Origin of the sequence: Streptococcus sp. NM (assembly GCF_003390135.1) — a bacterium.
Classification (GTDB): domain Bacteria; phylum Bacillota; class Bacilli; order Lactobacillales; family Streptococcaceae; genus Streptococcus.
Genome location: NZ_QUOS01000001.1, coordinates 206,820 through 226,021, shown reverse-complemented (window position 1 = coordinate 226,021; position 19,202 = coordinate 206,820). Strand labels below are relative to the sequence as shown.

At 42.0% G+C, this 19,202-nt stretch carries 26 protein-coding genes; 2 read left to right on the top strand and 24 right to left on the bottom strand.

Annotated elements, in window-relative coordinates; all coding sequences use genetic code 11:
- Positions 1-39 precede the first annotated feature (39 nt).
- The 18 genes from DXN33_RS01345 to DXN33_RS01260 all read right to left on the bottom strand — a co-directional run bounded on the left by DXN33_RS01345 (position 40) and on the right by DXN33_RS01260 (position 10,899).
- Complete coding sequence (locus DXN33_RS01345; RefSeq protein ID WP_115904120.1) at positions 40-351, bottom strand: hypothetical protein; 312 nt, start codon at positions 349-351, stop codon at positions 40-42.
- Positions 351-743, bottom strand: a complete 393-nt coding sequence (locus DXN33_RS01340; protein ID WP_049491651.1) for a hypothetical protein — start codon at positions 741-743, stop codon at positions 351-353. The genes DXN33_RS01345 and DXN33_RS01340 overlap by 1 nt, the downstream gene beginning before the upstream one ends.
- Positions 740-1,990: an Mbeg1-like protein gene (locus DXN33_RS01335; protein ID WP_115904119.1), complete on the bottom strand. Its 1,251-nt coding sequence runs from the start codon at positions 1,988-1,990 to the stop codon at positions 740-742. The genes DXN33_RS01340 and DXN33_RS01335 overlap by 4 nt, the downstream gene beginning before the upstream one ends.
- Entirely contained in the window at positions 1,983-2,381 is a 399-nt protein-coding gene (locus DXN33_RS01330; protein WP_115904118.1) for a DUF1310 family protein, read from the bottom strand. The genes DXN33_RS01335 and DXN33_RS01330 overlap by 8 nt, the downstream gene beginning before the upstream one ends.
- Positions 2,382-2,428: 47 nt before the next feature.
- Positions 2,429-2,650: a hypothetical protein gene (locus DXN33_RS01325; RefSeq protein WP_115904117.1), complete on the bottom strand. Its 222-nt coding sequence runs from the start codon at positions 2,648-2,650 to the stop codon at positions 2,429-2,431.
- A 4-nt stretch (positions 2,651-2,654) separates the two neighbouring features.
- Positions 2,655-3,041: a DUF1310 family protein gene (locus tag DXN33_RS01320; protein WP_115904116.1), complete on the bottom strand. Its 387-nt coding sequence runs from the start codon at positions 3,039-3,041 to the stop codon at positions 2,655-2,657.
- Between the two features lie 47 nt (positions 3,042-3,088).
- Positions 3,089-3,307 (bottom strand): hypothetical protein, encoded by a 219-nt coding sequence (locus tag DXN33_RS01315; protein WP_115904115.1) that lies wholly within the window; start codon positions 3,305-3,307, stop codon positions 3,089-3,091.
- Positions 3,304-3,699: a DUF1310 family protein gene (locus DXN33_RS01310; protein WP_115904114.1), complete on the bottom strand. Its 396-nt coding sequence runs from the start codon at positions 3,697-3,699 to the stop codon at positions 3,304-3,306. Before DXN33_RS01310 ends, DXN33_RS01315 begins: the two co-directional genes overlap by 4 nt.
- 136 nt (positions 3,700-3,835) lie before the next feature.
- On the bottom strand, positions 3,836-4,747 hold the full coding sequence (gene whiA, locus DXN33_RS01305) for a DNA-binding protein WhiA (RefSeq protein ID WP_049552697.1): 912 nt from the start codon (positions 4,745-4,747) through the stop codon (positions 3,836-3,838).
- Positions 4,744-5,721, bottom strand: a complete 978-nt coding sequence (locus DXN33_RS01300; protein WP_115904113.1) for a YvcK family protein — start codon at positions 5,719-5,721, stop codon at positions 4,744-4,746. The genes whiA and DXN33_RS01300 overlap by 4 nt, the downstream gene beginning before the upstream one ends.
- Positions 5,718-6,608 (bottom strand): RNase adapter RapZ, encoded by an 891-nt coding sequence (rapZ, locus tag DXN33_RS01295; protein ID WP_115904112.1) that lies wholly within the window; start codon positions 6,606-6,608, stop codon positions 5,718-5,720. Before rapZ ends, DXN33_RS01300 begins: the two co-directional genes overlap by 4 nt.
- Positions 6,609-6,659: 51 nt before the next feature.
- Complete coding sequence (locus tag DXN33_RS01290; protein WP_001140420.1) at positions 6,660-7,040, bottom strand: RidA family protein; 381 nt, start codon at positions 7,038-7,040, stop codon at positions 6,660-6,662.
- Positions 7,041-7,050: 10 nt separating this feature from the next.
- On the bottom strand, positions 7,051-7,638 hold the full coding sequence (gene yihA / locus DXN33_RS01285; protein ID WP_000422605.1) for a ribosome biogenesis GTP-binding protein YihA/YsxC: 588 nt from the start codon (positions 7,636-7,638) through the stop codon (positions 7,051-7,053).
- Positions 7,639-7,646: 8 nt separating this feature from the next.
- Positions 7,647-8,879, bottom strand: coding sequence for an ATP-dependent Clp protease ATP-binding subunit ClpX (gene clpX / locus DXN33_RS01280; RefSeq protein WP_012972566.1), 1,233 nt, complete (start codon positions 8,877-8,879; stop codon positions 7,647-7,649).
- 40 nt (positions 8,880-8,919) lie between these two features.
- The gene (locus DXN33_RS01275) at positions 8,920-9,090 is read right to left on the bottom strand and encodes a hypothetical protein (protein ID WP_000442260.1); all 171 of its coding nucleotides are present in this window, start codon (positions 9,088-9,090) and stop codon (positions 8,920-8,922) included.
- Positions 9,090-9,596 carry a dihydrofolate reductase gene (locus tag DXN33_RS01270; protein WP_115904111.1) on the bottom strand — a complete coding sequence of 169 codons (507 nt, stop codon included), beginning with the start codon at positions 9,594-9,596 and terminating at the stop codon, positions 9,090-9,092. The genes DXN33_RS01275 and DXN33_RS01270 overlap by 1 nt, the downstream gene beginning before the upstream one ends.
- Positions 9,597-9,715: 119 nt before the next feature.
- A complete protein-coding gene (cmk, locus tag DXN33_RS01265) occupies positions 9,716-10,390 on the bottom strand; it encodes a (d)CMP kinase (RefSeq protein ID WP_049487135.1) in 675 nt (224 codons plus the stop codon).
- A gap of 8 nt (positions 10,391-10,398) precedes the next feature.
- A complete protein-coding gene (locus DXN33_RS01260) occupies positions 10,399-10,899 on the bottom strand; it encodes an SAG1386/EF1546 family surface-associated protein (RefSeq protein WP_115904110.1) in 501 nt (166 codons plus the stop codon).
- A gap of 45 nt (positions 10,900-10,944) precedes the next feature.
- Between DXN33_RS01260 and DXN33_RS01255 the strand changes: the two genes are divergently transcribed.
- Positions 10,945-11,142 (top strand): ferredoxin, encoded by a 198-nt coding sequence (locus tag DXN33_RS01255; protein ID WP_173875911.1) that lies wholly within the window; start codon positions 10,945-10,947, stop codon positions 11,140-11,142.
- Positions 11,143-11,199: 57 nt separating this feature from the next.
- Here the strand turns inward: DXN33_RS01255 and DXN33_RS01250 are convergent, their stop codons facing one another.
- The 6 genes from DXN33_RS01250 to DXN33_RS01225 all read right to left on the bottom strand — a co-directional run bounded on the left by DXN33_RS01250 (position 11,200) and on the right by DXN33_RS01225 (position 18,308).
- A complete protein-coding gene (locus DXN33_RS01250) occupies positions 11,200-12,165 on the bottom strand; it encodes a glycosyltransferase family 2 protein (RefSeq protein WP_115904469.1) in 966 nt (321 codons plus the stop codon).
- Between the two features lies 1 nt (position 12,166).
- Positions 12,167-13,186, bottom strand: a complete 1,020-nt coding sequence (gene galE / locus DXN33_RS01245; RefSeq protein ID WP_024057477.1) for a UDP-glucose 4-epimerase GalE — start codon at positions 13,184-13,186, stop codon at positions 12,167-12,169.
- Positions 13,187-13,288: 102 nt separating this feature from the next.
- A complete protein-coding gene (locus DXN33_RS01240; RefSeq protein ID WP_181897262.1) occupies positions 13,289-14,392 on the bottom strand; it encodes an FAD-binding oxidoreductase in 1,104 nt (367 codons plus the stop codon).
- A gap of 16 nt (positions 14,393-14,408) precedes the next feature.
- A complete protein-coding gene (locus tag DXN33_RS01235; RefSeq protein ID WP_115904107.1) occupies positions 14,409-15,206 on the bottom strand; it encodes a Nif3-like dinuclear metal center hexameric protein in 798 nt (265 codons plus the stop codon).
- Positions 15,193-15,870, bottom strand: a complete 678-nt coding sequence (locus tag DXN33_RS01230) for a tRNA (adenine(22)-N(1))-methyltransferase TrmK (RefSeq protein ID WP_049552702.1) — start codon at positions 15,868-15,870, stop codon at positions 15,193-15,195. Before DXN33_RS01230 ends, DXN33_RS01235 begins: the two co-directional genes overlap by 14 nt.
- A 101-nt stretch (positions 15,871-15,971) precedes the next feature.
- Positions 15,972-18,308: a cation-translocating P-type ATPase gene (locus DXN33_RS01225; protein ID WP_115904468.1), complete on the bottom strand. Its 2,337-nt coding sequence runs from the start codon at positions 18,306-18,308 to the stop codon at positions 15,972-15,974.
- Between the two features lie 132 nt (positions 18,309-18,440).
- On the opposite strand from DXN33_RS01225, the gene DXN33_RS01220 reads away from it, so the two are divergent.
- Entirely contained in the window at positions 18,441-19,190 is a 750-nt protein-coding gene (locus DXN33_RS01220; RefSeq protein ID WP_115904106.1) for a 1-acyl-sn-glycerol-3-phosphate acyltransferase, read from the top strand.
- The last annotated feature ends 12 nt before the right edge of the window (positions 19,191-19,202 follow it).

Sequence of the window (19,202 nt, the reverse complement as noted above, 5' to 3'; positions counted from 1 at the left end):
GATTCGTGGTTTTATAGTTCATCGGCTATAACTGGAGTTTTACTTTGTACCATTTAAAGCATTTGGATATTCTTTACTTTTCGTTTCTATAGTTTCAACTATTTTTGTAGAAAATTCTCCCTTCATCGAACTATCAATATTTTTCGAAACTTCTTTCAAACTTTCTTGAGCACTTAATAGAGAAATTTTCATATATTTTTCTGTATCTTTTTCTATAGTGGAAATACGAGCTTTTTTTGCTGGAGCCAAGATATTTTTTATAAATGATCGTTCCAACTCTTTTTCAATATTTCTTAGTGCCTCCTCTCCTCCCGCGAAAAAATCATTAATATAATCAAATACATTCGCCATTACTTTTTACCTCGTTCTTCTAAGCGCCGTTGCTGTTCCTGGGCTCTGGCAAGCCCATCTTCTAAAAGACGGTATTGTCGTTTGTATTCTTGCTCTAGCTTCATCTCTTCTTGTTCGAGTTGCCCTTGTCTATTTCGATATGCCATCTCGATTTGCTGACTAAAGTTGGATGCGAGTTGATTGGACTGATAACGCCATTCGGTTGTATCTCCACCTAACTGGTCTAAGGAATGGGAAATGATTCGATGCTTCTCATCAATCATATGCCGCAATTGTTGAAATTTATAGTTGGCTTCCTCATACTGATTTTCGATTTTTTTACAAGAACGTCTATAGTTATCCTCACATTCTTCTAAACGCTGGCGCTTTTTCCAGATGTCATCCTGAATCATAACAAACTCTCCCACTGGCTAAATTTACTAGCTAATTCCCTATCTTCATCTAATTTCTTCTGAATTCCGTCTTTGATTTGCTTTTCTAAATCTGTAAAATCTTTTTCTAACTGTTTTGCCTTATCTACAACAGGATGAAACCGATTCTGAATGATACCAATAGTTGTTTCATAGTTCAAGCCTCCTTCGGAATAGGCGACCTCTGTTTCATATGAACTAAGGATAAAGCCCCAAGGGACATTACTGCAAGATGCAAATACTTCACTTGCGTCTTGAATTCCTCTATTATAGATATTTTTTATAATATCCATCTCCTCTGTGACGATACGGCAAATACCCGAAGCTGCAATCTTAGCTTGCTCAGAGTCCAGAAAGAGTTGTTCCCCTGCTGTATATCCATCGGAAGCCAATATATTTTTAAGTGTTTTATACCCTTCCATTTTAATCAGAAAGTCGTTATATGCGACTGTACTGGTGTTGGAGAAAATTTTTATTTTCCCATCCTTATCCAAGCGATAACCATAGGTCATATGTTGATTGATAGGGTCTTCTGATTCACTATCTACATAATAAACCATACCTACAGACCCGATACTGCCCTTCGCAATATCTCTACCAACCATGCTAATATTATCTTTAGCGTCAGCATAGTTATAGATACGCCCTTTAATCTGATCAACAATTTTTCTCTGTTCGGGGCTAAGGATTCGATAGATATCAGGCCCGTTAAAGATATAAGCCTGTTGGATTCGTTCTATTTGGGCCGCTTCAAGGGCAGCCATGGCATACTGAGCATCCATAGATCCAAGCGAATGCCCATAGATATTAATCTTGGCATTGGGATATTTTTCCATGATGTCTTTTAAAGCTCTGGCAGAAGCCTTTAATTGCTCAGTAGATTGATCTTGATCGCTGGGAACATTTTGTTTCAGGATATGCGTTCCAATCACGAAATCATTTTCTGCCCAGTCATTCCAGACATCTGCTGTTTCTTTAAAAATATGATCTGGGCCCGTAGAACCACGAAAGAGGACCGTTACTTCCTGTACATCCTCTGCATTTTCATCAGGATTTTTTACAACTGCATAAACCTGCTCGCCAGCTCCTGTGGTATTGTTGTAGACTTGGGTGACAGTGCCAAGTTGATCTCCTCTTTGAGTTTTCACAACATGATCTAAATCCATTTCAGAGTCATACTCTGTCATTGCTATTTGAAGATTTTTATCGTTTACATAGTCCTTAATCATTTTTTCCTTCTTCCAAAATCCTGTTTAGGTCACCAGTATATCCATAGTATGCAGTACTATAGGTACCATCTCCATTATCTATTAAGTTAAAATTCATCCTAAGATCTTTTTTCCCGTTCAAAAATAAACGTACCATTAAACCTCCCATTGGATTATAGGAAAGTTTTTCTTTATCAATTTCATAACTCTTAATGATACCCTCTTCGGTCAGTGCTTTGGGATCTTCTTTCTTTAAATATTCTTCATAAACCTTTCTTGCCTCATCACTTGTCGCGATGGCAATCATTTCTTGTTTTTTTTGATATTGGTGCATGCTACAACCTCCTACTGCTATTCCAATCACTGCTAAAATACTGAATAAAATAATCATACTTTTTTTAGTTTTTTTCATGGCGCCTCCTTTATGCTATCCTATCAATATATTAGGGACTAACTTACTCATAGTATAGCATAATTTTCCTCTACATCCTCAGCATTTTCATCAGAATTTTTTACAACTGCATAAACCTGCTCGCCCGCTCCTGTGGTATTGTTGTATACTTGGGTGACAGTGCCTAATTTCTCATTATTAGGAGTTCTAGCAACATTATCTAACTTCAAATTTCTATATTCTGTCATAGCTATCTGAAGTTGTTTATCATTGACATATTCTTTTTCCATAACCCTATTCTCCAAGAAGTTTTGCTAATTTCCCTGAGTATATATAACCACTAGATTTTAAAATACCTTCATTATCTTTAATGATTCCAAATTGAAATTCCAAATCTTTATCATAATTCACATAAACTGTAACCTCCATCCCTCCCATGGGATTGTAGTATAGGCTTTCATTATCAATTTCATACGATTTAATAACACCATAGTCAGTTAAGGCATTTTGATCCAATGCTTTCATATGGCTTTCATAAACCTTTCTTGCCTCATCACTTGTCGCGATGGCAATCATTTCTTGTTTTTTTTGATATTGGTGCATGCTATAACCTCCTACTGCGATTCCAATTACTGCTAAAATACTGAATAAAATAATCATACTTTTTTTAGATGTTTTCATGTTTCCTCCTTTATGCTATCCTATCAATGAATTAGGGACTAACTTACTCATAGTATAGCATAATTTCCCTCTACATCCTCAGCATTTTCTTTGGTATTCTTTACAACTGCATAAACCTGCTCGCCCGCTCCTGTAGTATTGTTGTAGACTTGGGTGACAGTGCCAACGCTTCTATCATATTGGTCCTCAACCTCACGATTAATTGAGTTATCGTTATATTCAGTCATTGCAATCTGAAGATTTGAATCATCGACATATTTTCTCATTTTTTAGATTCCTTTAACATAGATGATAATTTAGGTGATACAGTATATCCATAAGATTCATAATTTCCTGAATTATCTTTTATTAAGCCAAAGTGAAAATCTAATTCCTTATCATTATTAAAATATATCCTTACCATTAGTCCTCCCATTGGATTATACTCTAAAGTTTCCGTATCAATATCATATGATTTAATGATTCCATCTTCTGTTAATGCTTTAGGATCATTTGCCTTCATATGATTTTCATAAACCTTCTTTGCCTCATCGCTGGTCGCGATGGCAATCATTTCTTGTTTCTTTTGGTATTGGTGCATGCTATAACCTCCTACTGCTATTCCAATCACTGCTAAAATACTGAATAAAATAATCATACTTTTTTTAGTTTTTTTCATGGTTCCTCCTTTAACCTGACCGTGTAACTCATCTATAGTATACCATAGATTATAAAGTGGACTTTCATTAAAATATTTCTCACATATTTATTTTATTAAGTTAAAAAAATAACCACGAGTCCTACGATTCGTGGTTTTATAGTTCATCGGCCATCTTGTTAATTTTTCTGAGTCTGTGGTTGACGCCACTTTTGGTCAGAGGGGTGCTGAGGCTATCTGCTAACTGCTGTATAGAGTAATCTGGGTGTTGAATCCGCAGTTGCGCTACTTCCTGCAAATCCACTGGCAAATTTTCTAAGCCCATGATATCTTTGATTTTGCTGATATTGTTGATAGTCTTCATGCTGGCAGAGACTGTCCGAGCGATATTGGCTGTCTCGGCATTATTGGCCCGATTGAGGTCATTACGGGTTTCTCGCAAAATCTTAACCCGCTCAAAATCATCACGCGCCTGCATAGCTCCGATTACTATCAAGAAGTCCATAATATCTTCGGCTCGCTGGAGATAAGTCACAGCCCCCTTCTTGCGCTCAAGCACCTTGGCATCTAGCAAAAACTGCTGGAGAAGGGAGGCAATCCCTTGCGCGTGGTCCAGATAAACAGAACTGATTTCCAACTGGTACTTACCTGACTCAGGGTCACGAATGCTTCCATTTGCCAAGAAAGCGCCACAAAGATAAGCACGACCGGCTTCCTCGTCTGATAAAATCTCCTCATCAATACCTGTTTCTAGGCCAAAGAAAGAGTCTGCCAAGTGCAAATCACTCAACAAGTCCTGCACCTTTTCATCTGTAAAAACGGTATAGACTCGATTCTTGCGAAGATTGCTCCGTTGGTGGTGGCGAATTTCCGATTTGATTTCGTAGAAATGGAGAAAGGACTCGTAGAGGTGACGAGCCAGTTTGGCATTTTCTGTCACAACTGACAAGGTCAAGCCCGAAGTCGAGAGACCGATACTGCCAGACATTTTGATAATGGCAGATAATTCATGCCGGCTCAGATGGTGCTGACCTAGGATTTCTTCTTTTACTGCTACTGTGAAACTCATTTTCTCACCTGTATAATGCGCATCAATTCGTCCACTATCAAATCCCCATCGTGGAAGGCACCCCCATTTTCCAGACGAAGGAAGTTGGATGAAATCACACGCGGAACTTGCTTACAAAGACCAGCAAAATCATGTTCCACCTGCACCAAATATTCATCAAACCGGTTGGAATTCATGTATTCCTGAGGCACTTTTTCGATATTCACCAAAACAGTATCGATAAAAGAGCGACCAAGGTGACGATGCAGGACCTCCACGTGGTCGCTATCTGTAAAATGTTCTGTCTCCCCACGTTGGGTCATGATATTGCAGACATAGGCGATTTCTGCCTTGGTTTCCAAAAGCGCCTGCCCAATTTCCTTAATCACGATATTAGGTAAAATCGAGGTAAAGAGGGAACCAGGTCCGAGGACAATCATGTCACTTTCAAGAATGGTCTGCACTACTCGACGACTGGCCAGAGGCGTATCATCGTTAAGGGTATTGGTCACATAGACGTGGTCAATCATACCTGGATGGTCTGCAATATGGCTCTCTCCAGCCACTTCTGTCCCATCCTGAAAGACTGCATGCAGGGTCAAAGGATGGTCACTGGAAGGATAAATCTTCCCAGTTGTATGGAAAAATTTGCTGAGTAACTGCATGGCATTATAGGTCGAACCCTGCATTTCTGACAGGCCAGCGATAATGAGATTTCCCAATGGATGGCCAGCAAAGGCTCCCGCATCCTCAGAGAAGCGATACTGAAAGACTTTCTCATAGAACTTAGGCATATCCGACATAGCCACAAGGACATTACGAAGATCGCCTGGCGGTGTCAATTGTTGCATATTTTTTCTGAGTTCACCTGAAGAACCACCATCATCTGCCACCGTTACGATAGCTGCGATTTCCACATCTTTTTCCCGCAGACTTTTTAGAATGACAGGGATTCCAGTCCCTCCACCAATCACCGTTATCTTTGGTTTTCTCATGAACGGTTTACCGTTTCCTTTCTTCGGTCTTTGTCGCGATGCCCTTCATTAACAGGCCAACTCTTGGCTAAGTCCTGCGCCAAGCGTTTGGCAAAGGCCACACTACGGTGTTGACCACCCGTACATCCCATGGCAATAGTCAAAACAGACTTCCCTTCCTTTTGGTAACTTGGCAAAATCGGCTCAATCAAGGCCAACAAATGTTGATAGAAGTCTTCTGACTCAGGATGGTTCATGACATAGTCATAAACAGGTTCATCCACACCCGTTTGGTGTCTCAGTTCTGGAAGATAATATGGATTTGGCAAGAAACGGACATCAAAAACCAAGTCTGCATCAATCGGGATTCCATATTTAAAGCCAAAAGACATGACTTCGATACGGAAAGACTGGGCTTGTTCTTGATCTGAAAACTGCTCTGCAAGGGTTTTACGCAGCTCACGTGGAGTGAGTTCAGTCGTATCCACCACATTTTGACTCATATTTTTCAAAGGCGCCAAGAGCTCACGTTCCAGCTTGATTCCATCCAAAATCCGACCATCTGCAGCTAATGGGTGACTCCGTCTGGTTTCCTTGTAACGCGCGACCAATTCCTTATCAGCTGCATCCAAAAAGAGAATTTTAAAGTCCAGTTCTTCCTTGTTTTCCAACTCATCCAAAACAGCTTGAATCTCTGAGAAGAAAGAACGGCTACGCATATCCACTACCAAGGCCAACTTGTGGTCGTCTTCCTTTGTTTCCACCAACTGCAAAAACTTAGGCAAGAGAGCTGGCGGCATATTATCAATGGTGAAATATCCCAAATCCTCGAAGGACTGAATGGCTACAGTTTTCCCAGCACCACTCATCCCTGTCACAATCACCAAGTGAAGTTGTTTCTTTGTCATCTTTTTCTCCTTATATCAAAAGAAGTTTGGCAACACCAAACTTCAACTAGCTTATCCAATCTCTGCGATGACTTCGATTTCGACTTTTACATCACGAGGAAGACGAGCTACCTCTACTGCTGAACGAGCTGGAAATTCCTCTTTAAAGGCCGTTTGGTAAACCTCGTTAAAAGGAACAAAGTCGTTCATATCGCTCAAAAAGCAAGTTGTTTTGACAACATGGTCAAAGTCTGTTCCTGCTTCTGCCAAAATAGCACCAATGTTTTTTAAGACCTGTTCTGTCTGTTCTTGGATCGTTTCTCCAACGATTTCCCCAGTTTCAGGAGAGAGAGGAACTTGACCACTAGCAAACAAAAGGTTGCCAACGATTTTTCCTTGAACATAGGGTCCGATAGCTTTTGGAGCTTTGTCTGTATGAATTGTTTTTGCCATTTTCTTTTCCTCACAATTTTTCTAAGATTGCATCCCAAGCCTCATCCATCCCTGCCTTACTGACAGATGAAAAGAGGATAAAGTCGTCACTTGGGTCAAAGTTTAATTTCTTTTTGATTGCTGATTCGTGCTTGTTCCATTTACCACGAGGAATCTTGTCTGCCTTAGTCGCAACGATGATGACCGGAATCTCATAGTATTTGAGAAATTCATACATCTGTACATCATCTGCTGACGGGTCATGACGAAGGTCCACCAAACTGACCACAGCACGGAGATTTTCCCGAGTTGTTAGGTACTCCTCAATCATGCGCCCCCACTTTTCACGTTCCTTTTTAGAAACGCGGGCATAGCCATAACCAGGCACATCCACAAAACGCATTTTATCATCAATGTTAAAGAAGTTGAGAAGCTGGGTTTTACCAGGTTTCCCTGATGTTCGGGCTAGATTCTTACGGTTCAGCATGGTGTTGATAAAGCTAGACTTGCCAACATTGGAACGCCCTGCTAGGGCAATCTCTGGCAGTTCATCCTGCGGATAGTGGGATTTATTAGCCGCACTGAGCAAGATTTCAGCATTGTGTGTATTAAGTTCCATAGTCACCTCTAGGCTGTTTCTAGGATTGGTTTATCTGTTCCATCGACAGCTTCTTTAGTGATGCGGACCAATTTCACATTTTCCTGACTCGGTACTTCAAACATGACATCTAGCATGGTTTCTTCGATAATCGAGCGAAGACCACGCGCACCGGTTTTGCGTTCGATGGCCTTATTTGCAATCTCTTGAAGGGCTTCGTCGTCAAACTCCAACTCGACATCATCATAAGAAAGCAAGGTTTGGTACTGTTTCACCAAAGCATTTCTTGGCTCTTTCAAGATACGAACCAAGTCATCCACTGTCAATTGCTCAAGAGCAGCAAAGACAGGCAAACGTCCAATCAACTCAGGGATAATACCAAATTTTTGAATATCTTCTGCGATGATTTCTTGCATGTAAGAGCTATTTTCATCAATCGCTTTATTGTTTTGACCAAATCCGATGACTTTTTCACCCAGACGTTGTTTGACAATTTCTTCAATACCATCAAAGGCACCACCCACGATAAAGAGGATATTTTTAGTATCCACTTGAATCATCTCTTGTTGTGGATGTTTACGTCCACCTTGAGGCGGCACGCTAGCAACGGTTCCCTCGATAATCTTGAGAAGGGCTTGTTGCACCCCTTCACCAGAAACATCACGTGTGATAGACACGTTCTCACTCTTCTTGGCAATCTTGTCAATTTCATCCACATAAATAATGCCACGCTCTGCACGTTCAATGTTAAAGTCAGCAGCCTGCAATAGTTTGAGAAGGATGTTTTCCACGTCCTCACCTACATAACCAGCCTCAGTAAGAGCTGTCGCATCCGCAATCGCAAAAGGTACATTCAAGCTCTTAGCCAAGGTCTGAGCAAGGAAAGTTTTCCCTGAACCAGTTGGGCCAATCATCAAGATGTTTGACTTCTGCAAATCCACATCTTCTGACTCTTCACGCGTATCGTGGAAATTGATGCGTTTGTAGTGATTGTAAACTGCAACTGCCAAGGCACGTTTGGCACGATCTTGACCGATAACATAGTGGTTCAAGATATGGAGGAGTTCGATTGGTTTTGGAACCTCAGACAAGTCTGCCAAGACTTCTTCCGCCAACTCCTCACGAATGATTTCCTGGGCCAACTCCACACATTCATTACAGATAAATGCGTTGTTGCCTGCGATTATCTTTTGTACTTCTTCTTGGCTTTTGCCACAAAATGAGCAATAAACCATCATATCATTATTCCTATTTGTAGGCATGATTTCCTTCCGTTCTATTCTTTTTATACTGTCATTCTATCTAAAATAAGGTCATGTAAAAAGCATGGATACTATTGACCAAATTGGTAAATGCATTTAACCAGAGCAGGACAGAAAGTCCATAGCGCTTTTTACGAAAAGCCTGTGCTCCAGCAAGCAAGCAGACTAAACACAGCATGGCTGTAAAAAAACCAAATATACTACGTTCCATTAGACTTCCTTTCTCTTGCGGTATTGGATGGTAAAATCATAAGGATTCTTCTCATCTTTAGTATAGGATTTGCTTGATACTGTCTCAAAAAGGGACAAGTCAAACTCTTCAGGGAAATAGGTATCTCCCTCTACCCGAGCATGGATTTGAGTGACAATCACTTCATCAAGGTAGGGTTCAAAAGCCTGAAAAATCTGCTTCCCACCGAGAATATAGAGATTCTTTTCTTGAGCTTGATACCAGTCCAAGACAGACTGGACATCCTGAAAAGTAGCAACCCCGTCTAGCTTTTCTTCCGAATTACGTGTCAAAATCAAGGTCTCCCGTTTTGGAAGCAGACGACGTCCCATTCCATCAAAGGTCACACGCCCCATCAAGATAGCATGATTCAGAGTTGTTTCTTTAAAGTGTTGCAATTCTGCTGGCAAATACCAAGGCAGACGATTGTCCTTCCCAATCACACCCTCTTCATCCTGGGCCCAAATAGCTACGATTTTCTTAGTCATGCTTCCATCCTTTTTACTGATAGTACTATTTTATCAAAAAACTCAAAAAAAGACTGGTTTGGAATGCGTTCAGTTTGATAGAAAAGAAGCAGGCTAGCTTTAGCCTGCTTCTCCTGTCCCTAGGACATACGTTTCTTTGCTTCTAATTCAATTTTTTTGACTACTTCTTGAATGTTCAATCCAGTTGTATCAAGGTAGACAGCGTCCTCTGCTTGTTTGAGAGGCGAAGTCTCACGATGACTATCCTTGTAGTCACGCGCAGCAATTTCCTCTTTTAGGGTTTCAAGGTCTGTTTCAATTCCCTTGGCAATATTTTCCTTGTAACGGCGTTCTGCTCTTTCATCAACAGAAGCTACTAAGAAAATTTTCAATTCTGCTTGTGGCAATACAACAGTCCCAATATCGCGACCATCCATGACAATCCCACCTTGCTGGGCAATCTCTTGTTGGAGAGAAACTAGTTTCTCACGTACTTCAGGAATTGCTGCAATAGCAGAAACATGATTGGTCACTTCATTTTCACGAATAGGATGAGTAATGTCCACATCTCCTACAAAGACAAGTTGTTCTCCAGTTTCTGAGCGCCCAAAGCTGATTGGATGCTGGTCCAATAAGGCTAAAAGTTCCTCAATTTCTTCCACTCCTAACTGGTGTTTCAGAGCCATATAGGTCGCCGCACGATACATAGCACCTGTATCTAGATAGGTATAACCAAAATTTTTAGCAATAATCTTAGCAACCGTACTCTTACCGCTTGAAGCTGGACCATCGATAGCAATTTGAATTGTTTTCATATCAACTCCTATTTGATTTTGATAACATCACCTGGATTAGCAAACCAAGACCCTGTAGCCATATGCCCAGGATTCAAGGCCTCTAGCTGAGCAATCGAGATTCCTGCACGAGCGGCAATGGTTGCTTCTCCTTCTCCAGCCTGAACTGTAATTGTCCCTTCACTATCAGTATGCTCTTCAGAATGTCTTTCACTAGAAGAGCTCTCTGTAGAAGTTGCTTCTTCAGTCTTGCTAGATGAAGATGCGGATTCTTCTGTTACAGAGGTTGAAACAGGGGCAGATGAATCATAAAAATCTTTCAAGGCTGCTGTACGATTACTCCCTCCACTTGAAAGGTAAATCAATACTATTATCATTACTACAACAATCACGAAAAAGAGACTAGCTAGAATCGTCAAGACACGATTTGCAACAACGCCTGTACCTTTTTGATTACGTTGACGTCGTTCCGTTCTCGTCTGTTCTTCTTGATTCTCATAAATATCTTCTTGCCACGGTTCTTTTGCCATACCTTACTCCTTGTTTTTTTTTACTTTTCTTATTACAATATAAATATGAAAATCACACTTATACCTGAACGCTGCATCGCCTGTGGGCTTTGCCAAACTTATTCTGAATTATTTGATTACCACGATAATGGAATCGTGCGTTTTTACGATAACCCTGACCAACTAGAAAAAGAAATTTCTCCTAGCCAGGACGTCGTAGAAGCTGTTAGAAACTGTCCGACACGTGCCTTGATTAAAGATTAATTCTAATATCGACAAGAACGTTCCACTCCTTCTAGTTTAGCATATTTCCATGCAAAATTATAGTCTTTTCTCTTTATTTTTTTCTGTAAAATCAGGAAGGTCACTTTTTTCTTTGACGAGATAAAGTGGTCTTTTTTTAGTCTCTAGATAAATCTTACTGATATACTTGCCGAGAATCCCAATGGTCAAGAGTTGAATCCCACCAAGGAAGAGAATAACAGCCATCAGAGAGGTCCAACCTGATGTCGGATTGCCCAAAATGAGAGTCCGAACCACAACAAAAAAGGTCATAAGCAGAGAAATAAAACAAGATAGGAGACCAGCCACAAAGGCGATAATCAAGGGAAAATCTGAAAAGTTAACAATCCCTTCAATAGAGTAGAAAAAGAGTTGCCTAAAACTCCAACTGGTCTTGCCAGCCTGCCTTTCGACATTTGGATAGTCCAGATAGTGAGTTTTAAAGCCTACCCAGGCAAAGAGCCCCTTTGAAAAACGATTGGACTCGGTCAGGCTTAAAATGGCATCTACTACAGATCTTCTCATCATGCGAAAATCACGGACACCTGACGGCAAGGCTACTGGACTAATTTTTTTCATGAAGCCATAAAAGAGATTAGCACAAAAACTGCGAAAGAAGGGTTCCCCCTCTCGACTAATTCTCCGTGTCCCAACACAGTCCAAGCCTGTATTTTGGTCTAGTAAGTTTTTCATCTCAAGCAACATACTAGGAGGATCTTGGAGGTCTGCATCCATCACCACCACCAAATCTCCGGTTGCATATTGCAAGCCTGCATAGAGGGCTGCTTCTTTGCCAAAATTTCGCGAGAAAGAAATATAATGAACTGCCGGATTTTGCTCCCGATAGGTCTTTAAGAGTTCCAAAGTCCCATCACTTGAGCCATCGTCGACAAAGACATACTCGATTTCTGTTTCCAAATCTGGAAGTAAAGCTTCCAAAGCCTGATAAAAAAGAGGAAGTACTTCCTCTTCGTTTAAACAGGGGACAATGATTGATATCACCATCTTAGTCTTCAAATCCATTTGGATGCTTGCTTTGCCAACGCCATGCGTCTTCACACATTTGGGTGATGCCTAATTCTGCTTCCCAGCCGAGTTCTGCTTTGGCTTTTGCAGGATCTGAATAGCAGGCTGCGATATCCCCTGGGCGACGGTCTACGATGCGGTAAGGAATTGGACGTCCCACCGCTTTTTCCATATTTTGGATAATTTCAAGAACTGAGTAGCCTTTACCTGTTCCAAGGTTATAAACGTTTAGGCCTGAACCTTTTTGGATTTTTTTCAGAGCTGCGACGTGACCTTTAGCCAAATCGACAACATGGATATAGTCACGAACACCAGTTCCGTCTTCCGTATCGTAATCGTCTCCAAACACTTGCACTTGCTCTAATTTTCCAACGGCTACTTGAGTCACATATGGCAAGAGATTGTTTGGAATACCGTTTGGATTTTCTCCCAAATCACCACTCTCATGGGCTCCGATTGGGTTGAAATAACGAAGTAAGACCACATTCCATTCTGAGTCTGCCTTGTAGATATCTGTCAAAATTTCCTCAAGCATAAGCTTAGTGCGGCCATATGGATTGGTCACTGAAAGTGGGAAATCTTCCAAGATTGGCACTGTATGAGGATCGCCATAAACTGTCGCAGAAGAACTGAAAATAATGTTTTTACAGTTGTTTTCTTCCATGACCTTCAAAAGACTAACAGTTCCAGCGATATTGTTGTCATAGTAGGCAAGAGGAATACGGGTAGATTCACCGACAGCCTTCAAGCCAGCAAAGTGAATGACCCCTGTTGGTTCTTCTTGCTTGAAAATATCTCTGAGGGTATCGGTATCACGGATATCTGCCTCATAGAAAGGCACTTCAACTCCTGTGATTCTTTCAACAACTTCTAAACTTTTTCTGTTACTATTAACAAGGTTATCCACCACAACAACCTGATGACCTGCTTGGATTAACTCAATAACAGTGTGGGTTCCGATAAAACCTGCTCCACCCGTTACCAAAATCTTTTCTTGCATCTTTTTTCCTCGATTCTCGGATTATTTTTTCTTATTTTACCATTTTTGATAGGGAATGTCATTTGCCATCCTAGAGGGGAGGCTAAAATTTCAGTAAAATTCTTATTCGCTTTTTACTCGTTTGACATAGTTTTCAATTGGATAGTTTAGAGGATCCAAAGTCATCTCCTTGTCTTGGATCAGTTGAGCTAGATGGTAACCAATGATAGGACCCGTTGTGAGGCCTGATGAACCTAGTCCACTAGCAGCATAGACACCTGACAATTCTGGCACTTGCCCAAAGAAAGGAGAGAAATCACTGGTATAGGCACGGATTCCCACACGCTCAGCTCTTGAAGTCGCTCTAGCTAAAACTGGATAATGGGGCAAGGCTGCCTCCTCCATTTGTTTGAGCAAGATTTTATCTACCGTCAAATCAAATCCCATATCATTTTCATGGGTAGCGCCTAGGGATAATTTCCCACCTGCAAAAGGAATCAAATCCCACTCACCTTCTGGCATAACAACAGGGTAAGCTTCCATGTCTTGGGCAAGTTGATAATCTCGGAGTTGCCCCTTTTGGGGACGAACATCTACTTCATAACCTAAAGGCTCTAACAGGTGTCCCAACCAAGCTCCCGTCGCCAAAATAACTTGATCAAACACCTCTTCGCCAATCTGGTAGCCTGATGCTAAAGGTGTCAGAGTTACTTTTTCTTTGACCAGCTTGACCTGACTGGCTTCTAGCAAACGAGTGACCAAAAGCTGCCCATCTACTCTCGCTCCACCAGAAGCATAGAGTAAGTGATCAAATCCCTGCAAACCAGGGAATAATTCATTAGCTGATGCTGGATCCAGAATGGCTAACTGATCTATCAAGGGAGATTCTTCTCTGCGCTGGAGGGCTAGTTGATAGAGTTCTTCCAACTTGGATTCGTCCTTTTTCAAGAGAAAAACTCCTGAGCGTTGGTAAAAGTCGATTTCCTGACCAGACTTTTCTAAATCAGCCAACAAATCCACATAAAAGTCAGCTCCCAAGCGCGCCATCTTGTACCAAGCTTTATTGCGGCGTTTGGAGAACCAAGGACTGATAATTCCCGCTGCTGCCTTGGTAGCCTGACCTTGTCCATGGTCAAAAACGGTCACCTCTAAATCTGCTTCTTTGGAGAGGTAGTAGGCGGCTGTGGCACCTACAATCCCTGCTCCAATAATGGCAACTTTTTTCATTGTCTTCACTTCCTAACTAGATATGGTGGAAAGGATTGGTCGATGCCTGACTAGGCAAGATATCAATATCCCAGCCCTTTTCTTCCTTCCATTGAGTAAGTAGTGCTGCAATTTTTTCCACAAAAAGCACTTCGATATAGTGGCCTGGGTCCAATGCCAACAAGCCATCAGACAACATATCCTGGGCAGTGTGGTAGTAAATATCACCAGTGATATAGACATCCGCTCCTTTAGCTAAAGCATCCTTATAGAAAGACTGCCCACTTCCACCACAGATGGCAACTCTTGAAAGAGGCTTCTTCAAATCACTCTCTTGATAATGCACCATTCGAAGACTATCTAGACCAAAGACTTGCTTGACATGTTGGGCCAATTCCCCAAATGTCTGAGGCTGAACATTCCCAATACGACCAATTCCACGTTCTGGACCTGTCTCCTGTAGGTAAGTCGTTTCCTCAATGCCTAGCATCTGGCAGAACCAGTCATTGAGGCCATTTTCAACGATGTCAATATTGGTATGGCTAACATAAACTGCGATGTCATGCTTAATCAGGTCGATGTAAATCTGATTTTGCGGACGGCTAGCTACCAAGTCCTTGATAGGACGGAAAATCGGCGCGTGCTTGACGATAATCAAATCCACACCTTTTTCAATGGCCTCTGCTACCGTCTCTTCACGAATGTCAAGAGCCACCATGACACTTTGGATATCCTTGTCCAAAGTGCCAATTTGCAGGCCACGACTGTCTCCCTCCATGGAAAATTCCTGAGGGCAAAAGGCTTCATATGCGTTAATTACTTCACTTGCTAACATGGAGAACCTCCTTGATGGCTTGAATTTTATCTACTAGAACTTGGCGTTCTTCCAGATTTCTGTCTGGGATTTGTCCAAGGGCAAACTCTAGCTTAATAGCTTCTTTTTGCCATTTTTGGACAAAGACTGGGCTGACTTCTTTGGACAAAAAAGGACCAAAGCGGACATCGCTGGCTGATAGCTTCATTTGTCCTGCTTCCACCACCAAAATCTCGTAAAACTTGCCAGCTTCTTCTAAGATGCTTTCGGCTATAATCTGAAATCCGTTGTCTTGCAACCAAATGCGCAAGTCGTCTTCACGATTATTAGGCTGGAGGATCAAACGCTCTACATTAGCTAACTTGTCCAAGCCTTCTTCTAAAATCCTAGCAATCAAACGCCCCCCCATACCAGCAATGGTAATGACCGACACTTGGTCTACCTCTTCAAAGGCTGCCAAGCCATTGGCTAAACGAACCTGGATTTTCTCCTTTAGACCGTGCGCATCAACATTTTTGACTGCAGATTGGTAGGGACCTTCCACCACCTCACCTGCAATGGCGCTTTTGATTTGGCCTCTCTCAACCAACTCGATAGGCAGATAAGCATGGTCACTCCCCACATCTAGTAAAATAGCCCCTTGGGGAACAAAGGAAGCCACCAATTCTAATCTCTTTGAAATCATTCTCTCTCTCTTTCCAAAACTCTATTACCTCTTATTATACCACATTTCAGCTGGCAATCTTGTACCTAAAAAGACCGCAATCCACAGATTGCAGCCTTTCTCTATTTTCTGGATTGATAGCGACTAGTCAGGATGAAAATCACGGTAAAGACCAACATCATGACACCATAAACAGGTAATGTTTGTCCTGTTAAGGTTGATATTTCAAGCAGTTTTTGAATTCTTGGGAAGAGAGCTGTGGCTAGGAAACCTCCTACTGACCAAACAATCAAGAGGACACGCCATAGGGTAAATGGCATGCAGGCTCTAAATACGGATAAGAAACCAATTGATCCCAAGAGATAATAGAGTAGAGTTGAGATTTCTAACTCAGACCAACCTTGGCTACTTCCAAATATTTTCACAAAAAGAACGCTGAAGACGACCATGAGAGCACTTGGTAGAGCACGAAGCATAGATCTTCTGAGGAAGTTTGGCTCAACAGGTTTGATATTTCGCTCAAAAGTCAGAACGAATGGTGGGAAACCTTCCACGAACTGGTCGATCATGGTAATCTGGATCGGAATGAATGGGAAAATCAAAATCCACTCTGACCTTCCTAGAAGGGCACTGGCGATACAGATAACTGCGAGCAAGAAGGAATAAATCGTCTTAATCAAGAAAATCGGTGCGATGTGGGCGATGTTATTGACCACCCGACGGCCTTCGAAGAGAATCTCAGGAACATCATTAAAGTCAGAGTTCAAGAGAACCAGATTGGCAATCTGACGAGTCGCAGGATCTCCCTCAGCCATCACGATAGAACAATCCGCCTCACGAAGGGCTAGGATATCATTGACTCCGTCCCCTGTCATAGCCGTTGTATGCCCTGCTTTTTTCAGCGTTTGGATGATGAGTTTCTTTTGATGAGGGGAAACACGTCCGAAAATAGCTGTCTCTTCAGCCAGGGAAATCAATTCCTCATCCGTGATTTTTGAACAGTCTACATAGCTGTGATAGTCGGCAAAACCAGCTTTCTGGGCAATACTGGAAACTGTAACCGGATTGTCACCAGAGATAATTTTGAGTCCCACTTCTTGAGAACGGAGATAGTCCAGAGTTTCAGCTGCTCCTTCTCGAATAGGGTCCAAAATCTCCAGCAAGGCCAGAGCCTGAATATCAGATGGTTTATGTGGTTTGTGATGGTCTAGTTTTTCCTGACTGACTGCCAAGACCAAGACACGTGACCCTCTCTCCAAGGCCTCTCTGGCTTCTGGGACTTCAGAGTCCAGCAACATCTCAGGCGCACCTAAGAAAACTGTTCCCAAATCTTCTAACTCCATGGCTCCCCACTTGCGGTCGCTTGAGAAGGGAAGATTGGAAATCATAGGGTAGGCTACCTGACCTTGGAAACGCTGGCGAATGGCTTGGGCAGTTGGATTTTTATCCTCACTATGGGCTATGTAGCTGGTCAGGATACTGGCAATGGTCTCTTCACCATAAGTTTCCGTCAGTGGAAGTACAGCCTCCACCTGCATCTTTCCTTGGGTAATGGTGCCCGTCTTGTCCAGACAGAGCATATCCACGCGTGCCAAGGTCTCAACAGAGTACATCTCCTGCACCAAGACCTTTTTCAGGCCAAGCTTAATCACTGCGGTTAAGAGTGAAGTGATGGTCAAAAGAGCAATTCCCTTAGGTAACATCCCCAAAAGGGCTGTCGACGAGTTTACAACGGATGACTTGAGAGGCAGGCCTTTTAAGATCAAGGCTTCTAGTAAGAGAGCTAGACCAAAAGGAATGATAATCTTCCCAGTAAAACCAGCTAACCTGTCCAGCGATTTCATGATACGGGAGTTGATAGGTTTCACAGTCTTGGCTTCCAGCATGAGTTTGGCAGCATAGTTATCAGATCCAACATGGTGAACTTGAGCTAAAACTGACCCACTAGCTAGGAAACTTCCTGACAAAAGCAAGGCATCCACTTCCTTTTGCACCAAATCGCTTTCTCCAGTCAACATGGCTTCATTGACTTCCGCAAAGCCTTCCAAAACCAAGGCATCACTGGGAATCTGCTCTCCTGCAGACAGACGAATGACGTCTCCTAAAACCAATTCTTCAGGATTGAGGGCAACTTCCTGACCATCACGAATGGTTTTGACCTTTTCCTTGGTCATGAGATTGAGTTTGTCCACCATGTGTTTAGCCCGCAGCTCGGTCACAATTCCTGAAAAAGCGTTAAAGCAGATAACAGCAAAGAAGACCAAATTGCTCCAAGCCTGCACAAAGGCTAGTGCCAAAGCAATGGCAAAGTTCAAAGCGTTAAAAAGGGTAAAGACATTTCGTTTAACGATTTGCCAAGTGCTGGTACTGGCTGATGCAGTAAAATCATTGACCAAGCCCTTAGCCTGTCTTTCCTTGACTTCTCTTTGGGTTAATCCCATAATCTTATTTTTATCCATAAATTCTATCATATCATTTTTTCTAAAAGAATTCTAATCTCATCCCAAATATACACCTAGTCAAGGGAAAAGTTTGCCAGCCCTCCTTTGATAAGGTATAATAATAACAAGAAAAGAATCGAAGGAGATCGCATGTTTTATACTTATTTACGTGGATTGGTTGTCTTGCTCCTATGGTCCATCAATGGCAATGCCCACTATCATAATACTGATAAAATTCCTAATCAAGATGAAAATTATATTTTGGTTGCGCCTCATCGCACTTGGTGGGATCCTGTTTACATGGCCTTTGCGACCAAGCCAAAACAGTTCATCTTTATGGCCAAAAAAGAACTCTTTGCCAACCGTATCTTTGGGTGGTGGATCCGTATGTGTGGCGCCTTTCCTATCGATCGGGAAAATCCTAGCGCCTCAGCCATCAAATACCCTATCAATGTTCTCAAAAAAAGTGACCGCTCTCTCATCATGTTTCCAAGTGGGAGCCGTCACTCAAACGATGTCAAGGGTGGCGTAGCCTTGATTGCCAAAATGGCCAAGGTCCGTATCATGCCGGTTACCTATACAGGTCCTATGACCTTGAAGGGCCTGGTTAGCCGTGAGCGTGTTGATATGAACTTTGGAAATCCAATCGATATCTCAGATATCAAGAAAATGAATGATGAAGGCATTGAAACAGTCGCTAATCGTATCCAATCAGAATTTCAACGTCTAGACGACGAAACGAAACAATGGCATAATGATAAAAAACCAAACCCACTCTGGTGGCTTATCCGCATCCCTGCCCTCATCCTTGCCATTATCCTCGCTATCCTAACCATCATCTTTAGCTTTATCGCAAGCTTTGTATGGAATCCAGATAAAAAGAGAGAAAAACTTGGTTAAATAAATACAACA

Bases quoted from the DNA above. Each gene is read 5' to 3' on its own strand.
- DXN33_RS01345 (WP_115904120.1), bottom strand. From the start codon at position 351: ATGGCGAATGTATTTGATTATATTAATGATTTTTTCGCGGGAGGAGAG.
- DXN33_RS01340 (WP_049491651.1), bottom strand. From the start codon at position 743: ATGATTCAGGATGACATCTGGAAAAAGCGCCAGCGTTTAGAAGAATGT.
- DXN33_RS01335 (WP_115904119.1), bottom strand. From the start codon at position 1,990: ATGATTAAGGACTATGTAAACGATAAAAATCTTCAAATAGCAATGACA.
- DXN33_RS01330 (WP_115904118.1), bottom strand. From the start codon at position 2,381: ATGAAAAAAACTAAAAAAAGTATGATTATTTTATTCAGTATTTTAGCA.
- DXN33_RS01325 (WP_115904117.1), bottom strand. From the start codon at position 2,650: ATGGAAAAAGAATATGTCAATGATAAACAACTTCAGATAGCTATGACA.
- DXN33_RS01320 (WP_115904116.1), bottom strand. From the start codon at position 3,041: ATGAAAACATCTAAAAAAAGTATGATTATTTTATTCAGTATTTTAGCA.
- DXN33_RS01315 (WP_115904115.1), bottom strand. From the start codon at position 3,307: ATGAGAAAATATGTCGATGATTCAAATCTTCAGATTGCAATGACTGAA.
- DXN33_RS01310 (WP_115904114.1), bottom strand. From the start codon at position 3,699: ATGAAAAAAACTAAAAAAAGTATGATTATTTTATTCAGTATTTTAGCA.
- whiA (WP_049552697.1), bottom strand. From the start codon at position 4,747: ATGAGTTTCACAGTAGCAGTAAAAGAAGAAATCCTAGGTCAGCACCAT.
- DXN33_RS01300 (WP_115904113.1), bottom strand. From the start codon at position 5,721: ATGAGAAAACCAAAGATAACGGTGATTGGTGGAGGGACTGGAATCCCT.
- rapZ (WP_115904112.1), bottom strand. From the start codon at position 6,608: ATGACAAAGAAACAACTTCACTTGGTGATTGTGACAGGGATGAGTGGT.
- DXN33_RS01290 (WP_001140420.1), bottom strand. From the start codon at position 7,040: ATGGCAAAAACAATTCATACAGACAAAGCTCCAAAAGCTATCGGACCC.
- yihA (WP_000422605.1), bottom strand. From the start codon at position 7,638: ATGGAACTTAATACACACAATGCTGAAATCTTGCTCAGTGCGGCTAAT.
- clpX (WP_012972566.1), bottom strand. From the start codon at position 8,879: ATGCCTACAAATAGGAATAATGATATGATGGTTTATTGCTCATTTTGT.
- DXN33_RS01275 (WP_000442260.1), bottom strand. From the start codon at position 9,090: ATGGAACGTAGTATATTTGGTTTTTTTACAGCCATGCTGTGTTTAGTC.
- DXN33_RS01270 (WP_115904111.1), bottom strand. From the start codon at position 9,596: ATGACTAAGAAAATCGTAGCTATTTGGGCCCAGGATGAAGAGGGTGTG.
- cmk (WP_049487135.1), bottom strand. From the start codon at position 10,390: ATGAAAACAATTCAAATTGCTATCGATGGTCCAGCTTCAAGCGGTAAG.
- DXN33_RS01260 (WP_115904110.1), bottom strand. From the start codon at position 10,899: ATGGCAAAAGAACCGTGGCAAGAAGATATTTATGAGAATCAAGAAGAA.
- DXN33_RS01255 (WP_173875911.1), top strand. From the start codon at position 10,945: ATGAAAATCACACTTATACCTGAACGCTGCATCGCCTGTGGGCTTTGC.
- DXN33_RS01250 (WP_115904469.1), bottom strand. From the start codon at position 12,165: ATGGTGATATCAATCATTGTCCCCTGTTTAAACGAAGAGGAAGTACTT.
- galE (WP_024057477.1), bottom strand. From the start codon at position 13,186: ATGCAAGAAAAGATTTTGGTAACGGGTGGAGCAGGTTTTATCGGAACC.
- DXN33_RS01240 (WP_181897262.1), bottom strand. From the start codon at position 14,392: ATGAAAAAAGTTGCCATTATTGGAGCAGGGATTGTAGGTGCCACAGCC.
- DXN33_RS01235 (WP_115904107.1), bottom strand. From the start codon at position 15,206: ATGTTAGCAAGTGAAGTAATTAACGCATATGAAGCCTTTTGCCCTCAG.
- DXN33_RS01230 (WP_049552702.1), bottom strand. From the start codon at position 15,870: ATGATTTCAAAGAGATTAGAATTGGTGGCTTCCTTTGTTCCCCAAGGG.
- DXN33_RS01225 (WP_115904468.1), bottom strand. From the start codon at position 18,308: ATGGATAAAAATAAGATTATGGGATTAACCCAAAGAGAAGTCAAGGAA.
- DXN33_RS01220 (WP_115904106.1), top strand. From the start codon at position 18,441: ATGTTTTATACTTATTTACGTGGATTGGTTGTCTTGCTCCTATGGTCC.